The 16,123-nt window shown below is 42.6% G+C and carries 18 protein-coding genes; 7 read left to right on the top strand and 11 right to left on the bottom strand.

Features of this window, described 5'->3' with window-relative positions; genetic code table 11:
- Nucleotides 1–77 precede the first annotated feature (77 nt).
- Both IT6_RS01350 and IT6_RS01355 read left to right on the top strand, forming a co-directional pair.
- Complete coding sequence (locus IT6_RS01350; RefSeq protein ID WP_242524271.1) at nucleotides 78–1,613, top strand: ammonium transporter; 1,536 nt, start codon at nucleotides 78–80, stop codon at nucleotides 1,611–1,613.
- 159 nt (nucleotides 1,614–1,772) lie between these two features.
- The gene (locus IT6_RS01355) at nucleotides 1,773–2,048 is read left to right on the top strand and encodes a DUF4242 domain-containing protein (protein WP_134439141.1); all 276 of its coding nucleotides are present in this window, start codon (nucleotides 1,773–1,775) and stop codon (nucleotides 2,046–2,048) included.
- 33 nt (nucleotides 2,049–2,081) lie between these two features.
- Here IT6_RS01355 and IT6_RS01360 read toward each other — a convergent pair whose 3' ends face one another.
- Together IT6_RS01360 and IT6_RS01365 are read right to left on the bottom strand one after the other, a co-directional pair.
- Nucleotides 2,082–2,366, bottom strand: a complete 285-nt coding sequence (locus IT6_RS01360; protein WP_206827065.1) for a hypothetical protein — start codon at nucleotides 2,364–2,366, stop codon at nucleotides 2,082–2,084.
- A gap of 78 nt (nucleotides 2,367–2,444) precedes the next feature.
- A complete protein-coding gene (locus IT6_RS01365) occupies nucleotides 2,445–2,966 on the bottom strand; it encodes a rhodanese-like domain-containing protein (RefSeq protein WP_206827067.1) in 522 nt (173 codons plus the stop codon).
- Nucleotides 2,967–3,107: 141 nt separating this feature from the next.
- Between IT6_RS01365 and IT6_RS01370 the strand changes: the two genes are divergently transcribed.
- Nucleotides 3,108–3,551 (top strand): YbhB/YbcL family Raf kinase inhibitor-like protein, encoded by a 444-nt coding sequence (locus IT6_RS01370; protein WP_206827068.1) that lies wholly within the window; start codon nucleotides 3,108–3,110, stop codon nucleotides 3,549–3,551.
- Nucleotides 3,552–3,576: 25 nt separating this feature from the next.
- Nucleotides 3,577–4,839: a PQQ-dependent sugar dehydrogenase gene (locus IT6_RS01375; RefSeq protein ID WP_206827070.1), complete on the top strand. Its 1,263-nt coding sequence runs from the start codon at nucleotides 3,577–3,579 to the stop codon at nucleotides 4,837–4,839.
- A gap of 371 nt (nucleotides 4,840–5,210) precedes the next feature.
- Here the strand turns inward: IT6_RS01375 and tnpA are convergent, their stop codons facing one another.
- Nucleotides 5,211–5,666: an IS200/IS605 family transposase gene (gene tnpA, locus IT6_RS01380; protein WP_449288821.1), complete on the bottom strand. Its 456-nt coding sequence runs from the start codon at nucleotides 5,664–5,666 to the stop codon at nucleotides 5,211–5,213.
- Between tnpA and IT6_RS01385 the strand changes: the two genes are divergently transcribed.
- From IT6_RS01385 to IT6_RS01395, 3 genes are all read left to right on the top strand, one after another.
- Nucleotides 5,613–5,954, top strand: coding sequence for a transposase (locus tag IT6_RS01385; RefSeq protein ID WP_206827072.1), 342 nt, complete (start codon nucleotides 5,613–5,615; stop codon nucleotides 5,952–5,954). The two genes, tnpA and IT6_RS01385, sit on opposite strands and share 54 nt — an antisense overlap.
- Nucleotides 5,955–5,975: 21 nt before the next feature.
- Nucleotides 5,976–6,833, top strand: coding sequence for an RNA-guided endonuclease InsQ/TnpB family protein (locus tag IT6_RS01390; protein WP_206827074.1), 858 nt, complete (start codon nucleotides 5,976–5,978; stop codon nucleotides 6,831–6,833).
- A gap of 514 nt (nucleotides 6,834–7,347) precedes the next feature.
- A complete protein-coding gene (locus tag IT6_RS01395) occupies nucleotides 7,348–7,524 on the top strand; it encodes a hypothetical protein (protein ID WP_166792853.1) in 177 nt (58 codons plus the stop codon).
- Nucleotides 7,525–7,713: 189 nt separating this feature from the next.
- On the opposite strand, the gene IT6_RS01400 is transcribed toward IT6_RS01395, so the two are convergent.
- From IT6_RS01400 to feoB, 8 genes are all read right to left on the bottom strand, one after another.
- Nucleotides 7,714–8,643: an outer membrane protein gene (locus IT6_RS01400; protein ID WP_242524272.1), complete on the bottom strand. Its 930-nt coding sequence runs from the start codon at nucleotides 8,641–8,643 to the stop codon at nucleotides 7,714–7,716.
- Between the two features lie 476 nt (nucleotides 8,644–9,119).
- Nucleotides 9,120–10,805: a cbb3-type cytochrome c oxidase subunit I gene (locus IT6_RS01405; RefSeq protein WP_134440063.1), complete on the bottom strand. Its 1,686-nt coding sequence runs from the start codon at nucleotides 10,803–10,805 to the stop codon at nucleotides 9,120–9,122.
- 16 nt (nucleotides 10,806–10,821) lie between these two features.
- On the bottom strand, nucleotides 10,822–11,304 hold the full coding sequence (locus tag IT6_RS01410) for a cytochrome c oxidase subunit II (protein ID WP_206827076.1): 483 nt from the start codon (nucleotides 11,302–11,304) through the stop codon (nucleotides 10,822–10,824).
- A gap of 4 nt (nucleotides 11,305–11,308) precedes the next feature.
- On the bottom strand, nucleotides 11,309–11,464 hold the full coding sequence (locus IT6_RS01415; protein ID WP_166792854.1) for a hypothetical protein: 156 nt from the start codon (nucleotides 11,462–11,464) through the stop codon (nucleotides 11,309–11,311).
- A 22-nt stretch (nucleotides 11,465–11,486) separates the two neighbouring features.
- Nucleotides 11,487–11,741: a hypothetical protein gene (locus IT6_RS01420; protein WP_206827078.1), complete on the bottom strand. Its 255-nt coding sequence runs from the start codon at nucleotides 11,739–11,741 to the stop codon at nucleotides 11,487–11,489.
- Between the two features lie 287 nt (nucleotides 11,742–12,028).
- Nucleotides 12,029–13,705 carry a 30S ribosomal protein S1 gene (locus IT6_RS01425; protein WP_206827079.1) on the bottom strand — a complete coding sequence of 559 codons (1,677 nt, stop codon included), beginning with the start codon at nucleotides 13,703–13,705 and terminating at the stop codon, nucleotides 12,029–12,031.
- A gap of 122 nt (nucleotides 13,706–13,827) precedes the next feature.
- Nucleotides 13,828–13,968, bottom strand: coding sequence for a FeoB-associated Cys-rich membrane protein (locus IT6_RS10565; protein WP_134440070.1), 141 nt, complete (start codon nucleotides 13,966–13,968; stop codon nucleotides 13,828–13,830).
- A 32-nt stretch (nucleotides 13,969–14,000) separates the two neighbouring features.
- Nucleotides 14,001–16,118, bottom strand: a complete 2,118-nt coding sequence (gene feoB / locus IT6_RS01435) for a ferrous iron transport protein B (RefSeq protein ID WP_206827081.1) — start codon at nucleotides 16,116–16,118, stop codon at nucleotides 14,001–14,003.
- Nucleotides 16,119–16,123: the final 5 nt, after the last annotated feature.

Raw genomic sequence — 16,123 nt, forward strand, 5'->3', positions numbered from 1 at the left:
ATTTTGAGGATTTAAAACAACCAAAAAATCCTTTTATTCTTCAAATAATTGGCATTGTATTTGCTTTAAGTGTTTTGATGAAAAATCCAACTTCTACTCTCATTATTGATCGAAGTCGCCCAAAATTGGAAGCTTTTATTTTTTTAGGAATCCTATCTGCAGTTATCCTTATCGCTTTGGGAATCTCCTTTTCGAACAAACAACCAGCTACAGCAGTTGCACAACCCAACTCTACCTCTCCTCCTACTTTAGAGCAACGGGTTGCAGGTCTTGAGGCCTACGTGACCAATGCTGATCCTTCGGGAAGCAAAATTGCAGGAAGCCCAGGTCCAGGACACAATGCCTGGCTTTTAACTTCAACCGCATTTGTCCTTTTTATGACTCTTCCCGGTCTTGCTCTCTTTTATGGTGGGCTAGTACGCTCCAAAAACATTCTTTCTGTTCTTGCCCAATGTTTTGGAATTACTGGACTTGTCACGGTACTGTGGTGGGCAATAGGCTATAGCTTGGTCTTTGGGACAAACCTTTCAGGTAGCCCTCTTGGTTATTTCTTGGGTGGGACCGAATATTTCTTCCTCAAAGGAGTAGATTCTGCACCCAATACAAATTATTCCTTTTGGGTTTCTCAAAATGTTTTCTGCATGTTTCAGATGATGTTCGCTGTCATTACCCCAGCATTGATTATGGGAGGTATTGCAGAAAGAATGAAATATTCAGCTGTACTCATTTTCATCACTCTTTGGATGCTTTTTGTTTACTTTCCTCAAGCGCATATGGTCTGGGGCGCAAGCGGCCTAATGAATGGAGTCTTTAATGCGGGAGCAAAGATTCCTGCGATCGATTTTGCAGGAGGTACCGTCGTGCATATGACTTCGGGCTGGTCCGCTCTTATCCTAGCTCTCCTTCTTGGAAAAAGAAAAGGTCTGGGAACCGAACCTATGATTCCTAACAACATGGCTTATTGCATGACAGGGGCCGCGATTCTCTGGATCGGGTGGTATGGGTTTAACGCGGGCAGTGCGGTTGCCGCTGATGGGATCGCTGCCAACGCTTTCTTAACAACCACCATCGCCACAGCGGTTGCTTCGCTTACGTGGCCCATGCTTGAATATACCATTAAAGGTACTCCAACAGTTCTGGGCTTTTCAACAGGTGCGGTAGCAGGTCTTGTGGCCATAACCCCTGCTTGCGGCTTCGTTAATACCACAGGAGCGGTGATTATCGGTCTTTCTGCGGGAATAATTCCCTATTTCGCTTGCTCAGTGCTCAAGCCGCTCCTTAAATATGACGATGCACTCGATGCTTTCGGGGTTCATGGGGTTGGAGGTATGCTTGGTGCTTTTTTAACTGGCATTTTTGTTAATCCAGCAGTAAACGCTAACTTGCTCAGTGAAGCGGTCGCCAAGAAAAATGGGCTGGCTGCCGCAATCGGTAGCGGTACTCTGTGGATAGCCCAGCTCAAAGCTATACTGATCACCATCGTCATCGCTACCACTGCTTCGCTCATCATTGGTTTTATCGTCAAAGCTCTTGTCGGGCTACGAGTCAATGAAGAAGTTGAGCAACAGGGACTGGACATCATAGAACATGGAGAACAGGGCTATTCGATCTAATATCTAATAGAATACTACCTCCTGAGATAAAAAAGCTTCAGAGAAACTCTGAAGCTTTTTTGTTTTCTTTCGTTTAAAAAAAAGATTGATCCTCACCCCTCATTTAGGATAGTCTAAAACTCAATCCATTTAACAACTCTTACAAAAGGATATAACATCATGCCTAGATATGTCATTGAAAGAGAAATTCCTGGTGCCGGAAACTTATCTGCAGAACAACTCGCGCAAATTTCTGCCAAGTCCTGTTCTATTTTAGACCAAATGGGCCCCCAAATTCAATGGATAGAAAGCTACGTCACAGGGGATAAGATTTATTGTATTTATATCGCTCCAAATGAACAGGCGATCCGCGAACATGCAGAAAAAGGAGGATTTCCGGCAAACCGGATAGCTGAAATTAAAAACATCATATCTCCTTTTTCAGCGAAGCAATAGGACAAAGCTCTATTTTATACATTAGTAAACTTTTTAGCTTTTACAGCAGAGCAGAGCTTTTTTTTGGCCTTGGCCTTTTTTGATGTGTTTTTGGCTTTTCTCAACAGCAAAAGAGGATTTTTGTTCTTGAACATTGGGCAAATAGGCAAGCTCTTTCATATGCACTTTGCCTTCGGGAACAATCACTTTTTCTGCTCCAAGTACGGGCAGAATAGTTAGCCGATATCCCTTTGTAGTGAGCATCACATCCGCCTTAAGAGATAAAGGTCCCAAAATCACAAAACAAGACAAGGCCGAAAAAAGGAGAGCTCTTTGCACTCGTTTTTTCATAGAAAATAATATAAGGCAAAGAATATATTCATCAATAAGAAATAATTGTAAAAAGATTCAAGCTTTTCATCTCCCTTTCTCTACTGGATAACCTTTCCGGATCCAATCCTGTGCAAAATCATGGGGAATAAATAAAATTTTAAGATTGTTAAAGTGTAGCTCTTTTAGTGTATTAAAAGCGGGCCGGATATTAGGACATTGGTTCCATGGACAGCAACCACAGTAAAGAATAATAAGCTTTTCTTTAGGAAACCCTTCTGTGCTTTTCTTTAAAGTCTCTATCCCTTCGGGATCCTTTCCCGGTCCAACATAGATTGAACCCGGAATATGTCCTGCTTTATAAAGAAAAGAAAAGCCCACATGGATGAGAATGAAGTCGGTTTTATCCATTTTCTGTTTTAAAGCATCAGCCAGTGATTGAGTACTCATCACGTCTTCTTTTTTCCAAGGATCGGTAGAACCAATTTCAAGCTCTTCACTTTCAGAACTAAAAATATCCTTTTTTACTGTTTCTCCATAACTAAAAGGACTAAGAACAGCTAAATAAAAAAGAATAAGTGTAAGCTTGAAACTTTTTTTCTCTTTCAAATTTCTTTCTCCTTATCGCATACTATACAAGCTTCTTGATTTTCCAACCCTAAAAAGTTATAAAAGACCATGACCGCAAAGTGGTTATTTCTTTTCCCTTTTCTCTTTTTTTTTATATTCAATATAAACAAAGGGATCTCAATGAAGTTATCTTCGCCTGATTTTGAAAAGGGTAAGCCCCTTCCCCCGTTTTGTGCTTACCATTCAGAAAACCGCTCTCCTGAACTTAGGTTTGAAGATGTACCAGAACAAACCAAATCCTTAGCTCTGATTATGGATGATCCTGATGCACCTCGAGGAACATGGGTACACTGGGTTTTATGGAACATTCCCGCTGAAACCCGAGTGATTAAGAAAGGAGAAATCCCATCAGGAGCCGTTGCGGGAAGAAATGACTTTGGTAATACCCAATTTGACGGTCCCGCTCCACCTTCGGGTGTTCACCGGTACTATTTTAGGGTCTATGCTCTCGATACCTTACTCCAACTGCCTAGAGGATCAACGAAAGCGGAGTTACTCAAAAAAATGCATGGTCATGTTTTAGCCTCGGCAGAGCTTATGGGAACGTTTTCCGCTTCCCACTAACGAAGATATATAACCTACCCGACCTATGATCCCTTTTTTCCCAAAAGCTTCACTTTACCTTATTCTTTTTTTGGTCTGCACAGATTTCTCCTTTGGTAAAATACAAGTCAAACCTATTATTCCTAAAAAAATTGCTATTAACTTAGAACAACTGCCTCAAGCTGAAGTCAATGGTTCAAACAACTGGCCTAAGGTAGTTCCTCCACCGGCAAATGCTGTTCTCTATCTTCCTGAAGGTTTTACAGTCAATATCTTTGCCAAGGAGCTAGACAATCCCCGTTGGCTTGCTTTAACCCCTTCTGGAGACGTTCTCGTAGCCGAATCCTACTCGGGAAGAATCAAACTGCTAAAGGATACAAACAAGGACGGCCAGGCCGATCAGATCACCCTTTTTGGGGATGTATCCAATGGATTACATCTGCCTTTTGGCATGGCTTTTAACAAAGATACTTTTTATGTCGCCAATACCGATGGAGTTCTTTCCTTCCCTTATAAAGTAGGACAAAAGAAGCTCGAAGGAAGAGGAAGAAAACTACTCTCTCTTCCGGGGGGCGGAAACCATTGGAGCCGGACTTTAGCTTTATCCCCCGATGGCCAATCACTGTTTATCACGGTGGGTTCCAAAACCAATGTCGATGAAGACCCTCCTCCTCGTGCTTCAATCCTTCTCTATAAACTTAATACAAAAAGCTATGAATCCTATGCTACTGGCCTGAGAAACCCCGTGGGATTAGCATTTCATCCCCTGACTTCAGTTCTTTATACAACGGTAAACGAAAGAGATTGGCTTGGAGATGAACTTGTCCCTGATTATCTAACCCAGGTCGAAAAAGGCGATTTTTATGGATGGCCTTACTGTTACTTATCCCCCCAGTTTATCGATCCACGGTGGAAGAACAAAATTAAGGGCACAAAAGCTGAAGAGTTTATCAAATCCACAAAAAAACCCGATGTTCTTTTTGAAAGCCATTCTGCAGCATTAGGCTTAGCCTTTGCTCCACCGGATGCTCCTTTGCCCGAACATTATAAAAATGGGGCTTTTGTGGCCCTCCATGGTTCCTGGAACCGAAAACCGGCTACCGGCTACAAGATCGTTTTTGTTCCTTTTGGGGAAAATCACAAGCCTAAAGGCTATTACGAGGATTTTATGACCGGTTTTCTGCTCAATCCATATCCATCGAAAACTTGGGGAAGACCCGCAGGACTGATCTTTCTTCCGGATGGAAGTCTACTACTTGCCGATGATGGAAACAATGTGATCTACCGGATTAGCTACAAGGGCCATTAGGGCATATTTCTAAATTTTTAAAACAAAAGGTTCATCTTCATGCGGTAAAAAATAAAAACAAAGAGTGAGTTCTGTTCCTTACCCTTGTCATGTAACTGTTCTTGCAACGAGAACCGTTGGAACCAAAGTCTTTCCTTGAGCTTATCCCAAAACCATTAATGGGTTTATTGATGATCATGCTCTTAATAAAGAGCTTTTAAGCCCTCTGTGTATCACTCCAAATCGCCCGAATAATTTACCGTCCAATGTGTTCTACATTGACGATGTAGGATAAGCCTACATTACTACCCAAGCCTACGCCGCAGTGCTCCACCTATAATCGGGCGACGATTGAGGTGGTGGTGAAGCGGCGCTATCGTCCGTCAGGGCGATCAGTCCGGCATGTTTTGTCTCTCGATGTATTGTTTCAGGACTGCAGGCGGGGCGCCACCCACGGTGATGATGCAGTAGCTGCGGCTCCAGAAGACAGGCTCTTGACAATAGAACTTCCGCAGATGCTCGGAGAACTCCTTGCAGATCAGCCTGGAAGTGACGGTCTTGAGGTTGTTGACCAGAGCGGAGGGCGCGGTTTTTGGTGTCAGCTCCAACAGGATATGGACATGATCGGCCTCTCCATTGAATTCCAAAAATTCTCCGCCCCACTTGGCCACGGTGCTGCGGGTTATCTCTTCCAGCCGTTCCAGCATGGAGGCGGTGATGCACTTGCGGCGGTACTTGGTGACAAGAACCAAATGGTATTGAAGTTTGAAAACACAGTAGTATAGACCTATCGATTGTATCCCACCCTGCGCCAGATCAAGGCGCTGGAGTGGTTGCGCTGGGTGCATTGCCTGCTGTGGAACAGGGCGATGGATGAACGGCGCAGGGGCTGGATTCAGCAGCAAAAATCCCTGTCTTTCTCCGATCAGTGCAAAGCATTGACCGACTGGCGGGCCCAATCGCCCTTGCTTCGGTCGGTCAACGCCCAATCCGAACAGCTGACGTTAAAGCGCCTGGATCTAGCCTTCCGGCACTTCTTCGGCCGGGTGAAGAACGGTGAGGAGCCGGGGTTTCCCCGCTTCAAGCCGCTGCATCGTTTCGAAGGATGGGGTTACAAGACCCACGGAGATGGCTAGCGCTTGCTTTCTGGTCCTGGGATGAAACACGGCAAGTTGCGCCTCTCTGGCGTAGGCGAGCTGCGCATCCGAGGCAAGGCCCGGAGGGTTGACGCGCCCAAAACCTGCGAGATTCTGCACCGCCGCGGCACATGGTACGCCTCGGTTACGGTGGAGCGCGAGCCCAAGAGATTACATGGGGAACGGATCGGTGGCCTGGATTGGGGTGTGGAAACGTTCGCCACCCTGGCCACGCCGGAAGGGGTGGAGCGGATCGAAAATCCCCGGCATTTGCAGCGCTCTCTAGAACGAATCGGCGCCGTACAAAAACGCATCTGCCGCAAGGAGGAAGAGGCGAAAAAGGCCAGCGGCAAGATGAAAGGCTTTCCCCTCTCCAACCGTCTGAGGAAGGAATACGCCCTTTTGGGCAGGTTGCATGAGAAGGTGACCAACCAGCGCCAGGATTTTCTCCACCAGACCAGCGCTTGGCTTGTGGCCACCTTTGCGGTTTTGGGGCTGGAGCAGTTGAACATTCGTGGGATGACGGCCTTGGGCGGCGCGTACAAGAGAGGCTTAAACCGCGGCATTTTCGATGCCGCAGCCGGCATGTTCCATCAGATGCTCAGGTACAAAGCGCAAGAGGCTGGTGGCTGGGCGATGGAGGCAGATAGCCGCAAGCTTAAGCCCAGCCAGCGCTGCCAGCTGTGCGGCAGGCTGGAGAAAAAGCCCTTGTCGCAGCGCTGGCATGATTGTCCTTGTGGCGCATCTTGTTCAGGTGATGAGAACGCCGCCAAGCTGCTTTTGAGCTGGGTCATGAAACAGATTGGTGGCCGGGAACCGGCCAAGGCGTTGAGGGAGGTAAGACCGGCAAGCCTTCCAGGCAACCCGGCACTCCCGTAGAAGCGCGAAACTCACGCCATACCATCAGGTTGGCGGGAGTAGTTCATAAAGCAAGACAATTGAAGCTTCCATCTTTTTCTATATCATCTTATATAAGACCAGTACTTGATATCTTTCGCTTTTAACAGCTTTTCAATCTACCAATTTGTCTTTGTCCCATTAAAACCTCTCTAAAGAGAATCACCTTTATTGGACTCCACGACCCTTAAGGTCGTAGCGGCTGCGAGCGCTCATCCAGCAACAGCTGTCTTTCGCGCTCCCATCGACACAATATATGTGTCAAGACGACAAGCACTTCGGCGGATTCATGGATCATAACGAGCTTTCTGGACATGATAAAATTGTATTGAAACCGTATCTATCCGCAACTCTTTGACCAACAATTAAAGCTTTTTAGGCAAGTTTAAAGGCTATATACTCCATTTTCCATTTTCAAACTCCTCTTGCCTCCAACAAAAAATAAAAGGATATTTCATGTATTGACATAAGTATTCAACACATTTTTATTCTTATCATGAAAGTATTGAAAATTCTTCTTGTTGTCTTAGCTTTTGTGCTTCTCTTTTTTGCTCCCCATTTAACCCATCTTTTTGAGAGAACGCAACGCAAAGCCGTAGAAACACAAGCTATCAAAAAGGGATTAGAAAGACTCCAAAAGGAACAAGCCAATCAAAACACCCCGTCCCATTAAATGCTTTGGAGGTTTTCTTCCTTTAGTTTTATACTCTTTGTTGCTTTCTAGAGGGCCACATTCTTAATGTCGTTGTTAGTGTAATAGCTCAAATGAGATTTAAATTCATTTCAGCCATTCTTCAATCTTCTATAGTGGAACTGCACGCCAAAAAAGCAAAGTCGAAGAAGAAAATACAAACATATTATTTTAAAAATTATACCGAATTCCCCCAAGGGCCATGTTAAAAGACTGGGGATATTTAATTAACATTGAATCTCCATTAGTACGCAAGTAAGAAAACTCCGTATTCTTAATCCAAAGAATTTTGTATTCAATAAAAGCGCTCCAATGATCAGTAAAGTTGTATTGGACTCCCGCTATCCCTTGTCCTACAAAGGCTCCCTGAGAATAACTATGACCGGTCAGTAGATTTAGCCCATTTGGAGCAATCATATTAGTCCCTGAAGAAGCAAGATAAGCTCCTCCTATACCTCCTCCCAAGTAAGGGACAATCTTTGTTGGGTTGACAAATCGAATTAACCCATCGACAACGAAAATGCCCATGTTCAGCTGAGAACTAAACCCATAAGGAATGTTGGTCGATTTTGTCCCGGATATTCCTCCTACCAAGGTTGAAGAGATATTTTCTTGTCCAATATAATAGGCTTCAAATTGTGCTGCAGGCTGTAGCCAATATTTTCCTTGAGAATCCATCTTGTAGCCCGAAAAGTTGTAACCCACCTGGATCCCGCCAACGCCTGCGGTATCTCCATGGGATTGACCCCCAGCAGAAAACAATGGAGGCGAACTTAATGCACTGATGCCGTTGCTCATGGGAAAAGCGGCTCCCCCAAAAATCCCAAAATAAATACCAGTTTTAGGTCCCAAAACTTCTTCTTTATGAAGTTCTTTAGGATTTTTACTTTCTTTCTGCTCTTTTATTTCCGAGCTCCGTGTTCCTTCCGTTGCCGCACCTCCTTCAATCTCCCCCGTTGTACTTGATGAAGAATTAGTTGATGAAGTTTCAATAGTGGAAGTTGAAGAAGAACTACTCGATTGTGAAGAAACATCCTGAGGACTTACAGCATCCCCTTCAGATTGGGTTACAGCAGAGGGGCTAGAATCGATGACTGGCATCTCCTGTCCGTAGAGGTAAAAGCAAAAAAAACAGGTTGGGGAAAGAGCCAAAAACACTTTTTTAAACGCAGCCCACAACCATCGTTTATTTCTAAAATTCAAGTAAAAAAACCTCATAATAACCTCTAATGATCGTTTTACTGACGTTTGATTCTCAAATCAAGCAACCGCTTTTCCTTTTTTATCTTTCTACTTATGCAAGCATAAAGTAGACCCCTTTATTCCCCTTTTTCTCAAAATCATTTTCCGCCTTTTCTCATAGCAAATTTTGTAATCCCTAGCACGTTACATTTTTGTTACATTTTATGTTTTCCGCATATCTGATTACAAAAGCATTGGGATGGTATTCATATTTTTTTTCTTCAAAACAAGGGCTTAAAAACCCTAAAAAGACAACTTTTATTTCTAAGAGGAAGCTACATAAACAACAAGGCTTTTATTCTAAAAGAGAAAGAACTCGCTTGATCTTTTTAACCTTAAAAACCCTGGAAAGGGGGAGCCGTTAATTTTGGTGGAATATGGGTAAGTAAAAAGGGGCCATAAACCAAGGCAATTAGGACAAAGGAAAGTAAAACCCAATAGGAAAGCCTATCGAGAATAAGTTGCCAGCCTGAAGGAGCTGCACCGAGATAGGTTTCTGTAAAGGGCATATCCGGATAGGTTACGGTTTGTTTTTTTTGCACTAGAGTAACGAATATGACGAGGAAAAAGAGGACGCAAGATATAAACATGATCGTTCCTCCAATTCCGGTGAGTGCTCCAGCAAGTTTCCAACCTGGTAACGGTTCATAGTTGATGATAGCCATAGCTGTTCTTCTGGGCATTCCCAGAATTCCTCCAGATATCTCTCCACGGGCAAATATCATGACACCAAGAAAATAAATCCACGGTTGCCATTTCGCCACTCCTTTAAGAGCCAATGGCTTACCCGTTAGGTAGGGAATAAGCCAATAGGCTATGCCAAAGTAGGAGAGAGTGACAGCTGAACCTAAAGTAAGGTGAAAATGACCAGGTACAAAAGTGGTATTATGGGTTAAAAGATTCATGTTATAGCTTGCGTTCATGATCCCTGTGATTCCACCAGGTAGAAAAGCGATCATCGCCAGCACTTGGGCACTCACGGTGGGATTAGCCCAAGGCAGTTTCCAAAACCAACCCAGTATTCCCTTTCCCCCATTGGCCCTGCCTCCAATTTCAAGAGCATACATAATGGAAAAGGCCGTAAGAAGGCTGGGGAAAGCGATTCCGAAAGTGAGTATAAGAACCGCTATTTTGTAATAGTTACCTACTCCAGGATCGGTGTATTGATGGTGAAAACCTACAGGGACCAAGACAACAAAAAGGATAAAAGCGATTCGGGCTAGAGAATCGCTAAAAAGCTTTCCTCCTACCATTCTTGGAATAAATATATACCAGGAAACATAGGCTGGAAGTAGCCAATAGTAAACGATCTGGTGTCCTGTATACCAGAACAACACTCTACTCAGAAGAGGGTCAGAACCGGGAAGAAGATTTAATGACCAGGGCAGTAAAAGGAATAGATCCTCAGCTGCAGCACCCAAGGATGAAATATCCCACATGATGTAGGTCATGATCGAAACATAAGCCATTAGGGGTATACGCTCTCCTTTATGTTCTTTTCTCCATGCAGCAAGAGCCATAAGCTGGGCAGCAGAAATAAGCCAAGTACTTACAACTGCCAAGGCGATGCCTAAATAAAAAGCCCAGTGGGCACGCAAAGGAGGATAAAAGGTATAAAGCACGCTTGCTTTACCAACAAATATGGGAATACCCGCAAAGAGAGTGCCTAATACAAGTAAAATAAAAGAAAGAGCTAAAATTTTTGAGTTAAGATTCCGGCCTAAACCTCTAGCCGTTGTCAAAGCAAGCCAACCGTTAGCTTCAGCAAAAGTGAATATAAAGGCATTGAGTACACCATGAGCGGTCAATCCTTCATAATAAGTTTTCATGCCGGGCAAAAAACTAAAAAGACTAATGCCCGCATAATTGAGCCCCTGAACAAACCCTTGAAAAACCCCAAATGCAAGAGCTGCAAACCCAAAAAGGATAGATAGCAGTATCCACCTGTGGTTATCTGGAGAAAGTTTAAACTCCTTGGGATTCTCAACAACTTGAGTCTGGACCTGAAAAATAGTGCTCATGGGCTCTTTTCCTTTCTTATTTTACCGTTATTGTGCCTGTCATCAGGTGGTGAAGCGTTCCGCAATATTCATGACAGATGATCCGATATTCTCCAGCCTTATTAAACTTATGCCTAAGAACAGAAATCTGGCCTGGCAAAAGCATCATATTGACATCGGTCCCTGGAATGTAAAAACCATGATCGATGTCTAGGCTGGTCCCATAAAAAGTTACATCAGCTCCCAAAGGCAACTCTATAGAAGGGGGATTAAACATCCATGCTTGGCCAATGACCACTACCTTGTATTGACCTGGCCCCACTTCTTGAATTCCAGGCTGATTAAAAGGAGGAGTGCGCATGACGGCAGAGACTAATGACTCGCCAGGATTAGGAACAATTTGACCGGAATCCGTGGGTACTCTTACTGCTAAAGCTAGTGACGCATAAATAATAGCAACGATAAAAGCTATAAGTATACTTATAGAAAGCCAGACATAAATTTTTTCTAGTTTCTCCATCTGCTCACCTCCTTTGAACCATCTCAAAATACATAAAAAGCCACATGCCTGCGAGAACCGCCAGATAAAGGATTAAAACAAAAAGAGTGCCTACCGGAGGAGGAAGCTTTTTTTCTACCCTTTGTTTTTCCTTTTGGGGTCCGAGCTGAGCTTCACTCATAATTCCCTCCTTGGGTCTAAATTCACTGATCGGTTTGTTCGGGTACTAAACAGCGTAATTGTTTAGAAAAAAACAGGGCAACAACCACAAAAACTCCAAGCCAAAGCAGAGCAATGAGACCATCTTCAGGTCTACCTAACCCTTCAAGAAAAGCATTCAATGCGCCCCAACCCAGAAAGGAGACAAGGCTAAGGGCAATAAAATAAAACAGAACCGTTCCGGTTAGGCCTTGAGGACATTCCTTCTCTGAATGAGAAATCATATCCTGATTTGTCATGATATGTCCTTTTTTTTTCCAATTTTACATATTTATTTAAGCATTACAGTAAAATAAAAAAAGGAAAAAACAATGCTCTAGATAACCAATAAAAAAATAGAGGGTTCCCCTATTGATGAATTAACATAAGATCCTAAAGAATAGGTTCTAAGGATACGGCCCGTTATCTTAGCCAAACTCAAAGCATCTTAACAATAAAAGATGCCCTTTAATTAAGGGTTTCCTCTAATGAAAAGATCACCGGAAAAAACCTTTTCAATGTTTTGAAAAGGAAAAGAAAACAAAGATTAGCTTTTCTTTTTAGATTCACCAGGCCGATAGTCTTCTTCAGCCTTACTAAAAGCATCTTCGAGAGAACCTAACTCTTCGGCCGGTCTACTGAACTCCATCCGTTCTCTTTCTTTTTCAAGCTGTTCAGCCGTATAATTAAGGGCTTTGATCGATAGACCAATTCGGCGCTCTTCTTTATCAATTTTAATAATCCTGGCACTAACCTCCTGCCCCACTTTCAACACATCTTTGACTTTAGCTACCCGTTCCGCACTGATCTGGGAGATGTGCACAAGGCCATCGATCTCATCGGCAAGCTGAATAAAAGCTCCAAAACTGGCTATTTTACTGACTTTTCCACTTACCACATCTCCCACCTTGTATTTCTTTTCAATCTCTTTCCATGGATCTTCGGTTAACTGTTTGATTCCAAGAAGGATCTTTTGATTCGTTTTATCTATCTCCAACACTTTCGCCTCGATCTGTTCCCCTTTTTTCAGAACTTCTGAAGGATGGTTAATTTTTCTGGTCCAGGAGAGGTCATTAACATGGATAAATCCATCTAGCCCATTTTCCAATTCGATATAAGCCCCATAGGCTGAAAAATTCTTGACCTTGCCTTTAATAAGAGAACCAGGTGGATAAGTTTCAGAAGCTTTTTCCCAGGGATTTACTTCCAAGGCTTTCAGACTCAAGGAAAGTTTCTGTTCTTCTTTATTTAAGTCCAGAACAACCGCCTCGACTTCCTGCCCCATGGAAAGCACTTCGTTAGGCCTGGTTATTTTTTGAGTCCAGGATATTTCAGAAATATGGATTAACCCCTCTATACCGGGTTCAAGTTCTATAAACGCTCCATAAGGAGCCAAATTAACAACCTTTCCTTTGACCTTAGTTCCTACAGGATACTTTTCTTCTATTTTTTCCCACGGATTAGGAGTTTTTTGTTTGAGTCCTAGGGAAACCCTTTCCTTCTCCCTGTCTACATCGATAACGACTACTTCGATCTGCTGTCCCACTTTGAGAATCTCTGAAGGATGATTAATTCTTCCCCAACTCATGTCCGTAATATGGATAAGACCGTCTATCCCATCCAAATCAATGAAAGCTCCAAAATCGGTGACATTTTTAACCACACCCTTAACAAGATCTCCCACATTAACTTTCTCTAAAAATTGAAGTCGCTTTTGATTTCTTTCTGCTTCTACAATCTCCCTTCTCGATAACACTACATTTTTTCTTTCTTCACTGATTTTTACGATCTTACAAGTCAGTGTTGCCCCTTCATATTCTTTCAAATTTTTGGGGGGCACAATATCGATCTGAGAAGCAGGTAAAAAGGCTTCTACCCCAATATTCAACATTAATCCCCCTTTGACCACCTGTTTCACCTTACCGGTAATCGTCCCTCCTTCTTCAAAAGTTTTCAGAATTTTATCCCAATTCTGTTTTTGTGCAGCTTTTTGCCTGGAAAGAACAACCATCCCCTCTTCATTTTCTAAACTCTCAAGTAAAACTTCAACTTCTTGCCCTATCTGTACAGAATCGGGTTCTTCAAACTCACTTAATGGAACTATCCCTTCGGATTTATATCCAATATCTATCACCGCTTCCTTAGGGGTTTTGTCCACAACTATACCTTTGACAATATTTCCCTCAACAAAATCTGGGATCGATGCTAAAGTCATTTCCGCCATTGTTTCTCCTCTTTTCTTTTTTAAGTTCCAGTGTAGCTTTTGAAAAAATAATCTCTCTACATTCTACAAAAAGGGAATACTGATGAAACAACACATTGAATTTGCGGATAGAGTCAAAAAAATCAAGAGAATGGATCTGCCTTTTTCTCCCTTATACATTTATCACATCCACAACCGCCGGCTCCCTTTTTTTTATAAACCTTTATTAAATATGCTAAAGCTAAAAACACAATAATAACCGTTACAATACTTTGCCAATTCATTCAAAATTTCCCACCTAATATCCAATATTTATTTAGCTAAAACCTAATAATAAACCTAATTGATAAAATATAAAAGAACAAATATAAGCAAAGGAAGTCATATAGGCAAATTGAAATGCTGCCCATTTCCATGAGCCAGTCTCCCTTCTCACTACGGCTACCGTACTCAAACATTGCAAGGAAAAAGCAAAATAAATCATCAAGGAAAGGCAACTTAAGGGGCTAAATACCTTTCTGCCGTCGGGCCACAAGTCGTTACTCATAGCCTGAGTTAAAGGGAGAATATCTTCCTTGGTTTCCTCCCCAGTGTAGATTATTCCCATGGTACTGACAAACATTTCTCTTGCAGCCTGAGCACTTAACAAACCTACCCCAATCTTCCAATTAAATCCCAAAGGTTTAATGACCGGTTCTATGAAATGACCGATGTTTGCTGCAAAACTATGAGCAAGAGCTTGGGAAGAACTTTCCCCTTGAAGCCTAGGATGAGAGGTAAGAAACCATAGCAAAATGGAAACTGAAACGATAATCGTTCCCGCTCTTTTAAGAAAAGCTAAAGATCGCTCATACATCTGTAAACCGATAGATTTAATCGAAGGCCTTCGGTAAGGAGGAAGTTCTAAAAGCAAAAAAGGGCGTCTGCCTTTAAAAAAAGTATTTTTAAAAACCCAAGCGAAGAAAAATGCACCCCCAATACCCAAAAAATAAAGGAAGAAAATAGTCAGAGAACTCCATAGCACAGGATGAGCACTTCCAGAAAAGAGTATTCCACACATCAACACATAAACAGGCAATCGAGCCGAACAACTTGCAAAAGGAGCAATAAGTATAGTCAAAAGCCTATCCTTGGGATTATCAATGGTTCTTGCAGAAAGTATTCCTGGAATCGCACAGGCATGACTACTTAGTATAGGCAAAAAGGATTTTCCATGAAGACCAACGGCATTCATGAGTTTGTCCATCAAGAAGGCAGCCCTAGCCATATAGCCCGTGTCTTCTAAAAGACCGATAAAGAAAAATAGGACCAATATTTGGGGTAAAAACACAACCACATTGCCAACTCCCCCAATAATTCCTTGGCAAATAAGATCTCTCAACTCTCCAGGAGGAAAAAATTCTTGGAATTTCTGAGCGATTTTTCTGATACTCTCGTCAATCCAATCTTTAGGATAAGATCCCATGCCAAAAACGGCCAGAAACATCAGTCCCATAGCTAAAGAAAAAATCAACCATCCCCAAAAGGGATGAGCCACATAGCGATCGATCATATCACTAAACCCCCTCGATAGCTGCCCACCTTTCTTGACAGTTCCTTTGAGCAGATTTTGAAGGGCATTATATCTTTTCCTTACAACAAGATCTCTCCAGCTCGGATTGATTTTCTCGATTTTTTCTTGGGATGATTTTACGGTTTCAGCTAGAAAATCGAGCTGAAATAACTTGGCCGCTTCTACGGGATCTGGAGAAATCAAAATCAAAACGAGGACCATCCTTTCAACTGGTTTTCTGTTGTGCAACTGAAGAAGGCCTTCTAAGATTACAATTTCTTCTTCTATAAAATCAGGATAATTCAAAACAAAGGGCTTCGAACGCGCCATCTCTTTTGTTAATACGGTCTTTAAGGGCACAGTGCCGCTCTTTGTATTAGCTTGACAGGGAACCACCGGACAGTTAAGCCGCTGAGAAAGAGCCTTGAAATCAACCTCCCATCCCTTGGCTGCAAGTTCATCGATCATATTAAGAGCCACGATTACGGGAATGTCTAGTTCAAGGATCTGACTGACAAGATAAAGACTTCTTTCGAGGTTTGTTGCATCTACAATGCAGATAACCGCATCGGGTTTAGGAGTATCTTCCCTTAGTCCCAAAAGAACTTCGGTGGTTATTTTTTCGTCTGGGGAGTTGGGCAGAAGGCTATAAGTTCCAGGAAGATCGATCAGTTGACACTTTTCTCCATGCAAGTTATAAAAAAATCCGACTTTTTTTTCGATAGTGACTCCAGGATAATTGGCAATTTTTTGTCTTAATCCCGTCAACGCATTAAAAAGAGTTGTTTTCCCGCAATTAGGATTACCTACAAGGGCGAAGGTAAAAGGCTTACTTGCCGATTTAGTATTAAATGCATTCTCGTCTTTTTTCAACAAAGCCATAGAAA

The organism is Methylacidiphilum caldifontis, from assembly GCF_017310505.1.
GTDB classification, from domain to species: Bacteria; Verrucomicrobiota; Verrucomicrobiia; order Methylacidiphilales; family Methylacidiphilaceae; genus Methylacidiphilum; species Methylacidiphilum caldifontis.